Source organism: Ferroglobus sp., assembly GCF_015521575.1.
Classification (GTDB): domain Archaea; phylum Halobacteriota; class Archaeoglobi; order Archaeoglobales; family Archaeoglobaceae; genus Ferroglobus.
This window is the reverse complement of sequence record NZ_WANY01000082.1, coordinates 1-2,154: the sequence shown is the minus strand read 5'-3', so window position 1 is coordinate 2,154 and position 2,154 is coordinate 1. Positions and strand designations below refer to the sequence as shown.

2 protein-coding genes and 1 pseudogene are annotated in these 2,154 nt (G+C 45.7%); 1 reads left to right on the top strand and 2 read right to left on the bottom strand.

Annotated elements, in window-relative coordinates; all coding sequences use genetic code 11:
• Positions 1-356: pseudogene (locus tag F7C14_RS03585) on the top strand (hypothetical protein); the annotation flags it as partial.
• Here F7C14_RS03585 and purM read toward each other — a convergent pair.
• Complete coding sequence (gene purM, locus F7C14_RS03580; RefSeq protein ID WP_290900012.1) at positions 353-1,324, bottom strand: phosphoribosylformylglycinamidine cyclo-ligase; 972 nt, start codon at positions 1,322-1,324, stop codon at positions 353-355. The pseudogene F7C14_RS03585 and the gene purM overlap by 4 nt on opposite strands.
• The coding region (locus tag F7C14_RS03575) for a TIGR00300 family protein (protein WP_290900010.1) at positions 1,321-2,154 on the bottom strand (834 nt) is incomplete at its 5' end. The genes purM and F7C14_RS03575, both read right to left, overlap by 4 nt.

The following is a 2,154-nucleotide window of genomic DNA, read 5'->3' as shown; positions in this document are numbered from 1 at the left end:
TACACCTTTGCTTTTGCTGGAACAACACCGTCGAAGACGGAGGAACTAAGATCTGCGTGAGGGTGAGCGATGTTGATGGGGATGAGGAATACCTTGAAAGAGTTTTGGATACATTCGGCATTATAGAGAAATTCGAGCCGGAAATGATACTTCACTTCTTCGGACACGACACTCATAAATACGACTACGGTAGTTTGGGCTTGAGCGATGAGTTCTTTCCCAAACTTGCTAAGGAAGTTAAGAACTTGGCTGAGGAGGTTTGCGAAGGGAGATATGTCCTTATAGATGGTGGCGGAGCTAACAGGGATGTGGGGATGAAAATTTGGAGAAATATCGTCAAAATACTTTTGAGTTAATCGTCTATCCTTAAATCTTTGAGGTAAACTCCTTCCCCTTCCTCAACGTAGCCTACAATTTTACCGTCGTATTTCCTTTCCAGCTCCTTCGCATCCTCCTCGGGAAGGATAAGCATGTATCCCATACCCATGTTAAAAGTTCTATACATCTCTTTCGTGTCTATTTCTCCCAACCTCTGGAGGAACTCGAATATTTTTTGAGGTTTGAGGGGCTTGTCTATCACGAACTTCACGTCCTTCAGCCTTTTCAGATTTAACAGACCTCCGCCGGTTATGTTCGCTATTCCGTGCACCTCGAACTTTTCTATAATTTCGAGAGTTTCAACGTAAATTCTCGTCGGCTTGAGAAGTTCTTCTCCTATCGTTCTGTCCTCAAACTTGTCGAAGTAGCTTAAACCTGAAGATTCGATGAGTTTTCTTGCTAAAGTCAATCCGTTGCTGTGAATCCCGTTACTCGGGAAGGCGTAGATGACATCTCCCTCAACGATTTTTTCTCCGGTTATCAGCTTCCTTACTATCCCTATAGCCGTTCCGGAAAGGTCCCATCCTTTAACGAAATCCAATGTTGCGGTCTCTCCGCCTATCAAAGACATGTTTGCTATTTTGCAACCCTCGTTCAGTCCTATTCCTATCTCTTCCATTACTTTCTCATCCGGGCTATTGGTTGCTATGTAATCGACCATAGCTATCGGCTCAGCCCCTACAGCCATTAGATCGTTTGCGTTCATCGCTACGCAGTCAATTCCTATAGTCCTGAAATTCCTCATAGCCTCTGCAACTTTTATCTTCGTTCCAACCCCGTCGGTTGTTATCGCAAGTAAAAACCCTACATCGATGACGCTTGCAAAATGATTCGTCAAAACGACTTTTCCAAAACCTTCTCTCTTGAATTTTAACGCGGAAACGAGGCTTTTTACTGCTCTTTCTTCCTTTTTTATGTCAACTCCAGCCTCTGCATACGTTTTCATTCTCTCAACTCCGTTAGCTTTTCGTAAAGCTTGGGCAGGAACAGCCCGACATCCGTTACCACTCCAATGGCTTGGGCAGTTCCTCTATCCATGAGCTTCGTCACGGTAGCCGGATTTATGTCAACACATATCGTTTTTACTGTAGAGGGTAGGAGATTCCCTACGGCTATGCTGTGTAAAGTCGTTGCAAGCATTAGAACCATGTCTATGCCTCTCAGAGCTTCCTTCATAGCCTTCTTAGCTTTCATGACGTCGGTGATAACTTCCGGAAGAGGTCCATCGTCTCTGATCGATCCGGCTAAGATGAAGGGTACGTTGTTCTTAATGCACTCGTACATTATTCCATCCTTAACTATTCCAAGTTCGACAGCCCTTTTTATTCCTCCAACTGCTATTATCTTGCTTATCGTGTATAGGTGGTGTCTGTTCCCTCCCGGCACGGGTCTTCCCGTGTGAAGATCCATTCCGAGGGATGTGCCGAAGAGGGAAGCTTCAATGTCGTGGACTGCTAAAGCGTTTCCCGAGAGAAGCAGATCGACGTATCCGTCTCTTATCATCGCAGCAAGAGCCTCTCTCGCACCGGTATGGTTCACGGCCGGTCCAGCTACGACCGCAATCTTTCCACCCTTCTTTTTAAGCTCGATTATCTCCCTCGCTATTATTTCTATTATCTCCTCGGTCGGTCTTTCTGAAGAGACACTTCCGCCCATGAACTGGAACGGGGAGTACTTCCTCGGTCTCTCCGGGGGAACGACTTTGACTCCTTTCTCACCCACAACTATTTTGTCACCTTTCTTTACCTCGTCAATGGGAATGCAGATCGCTCTATC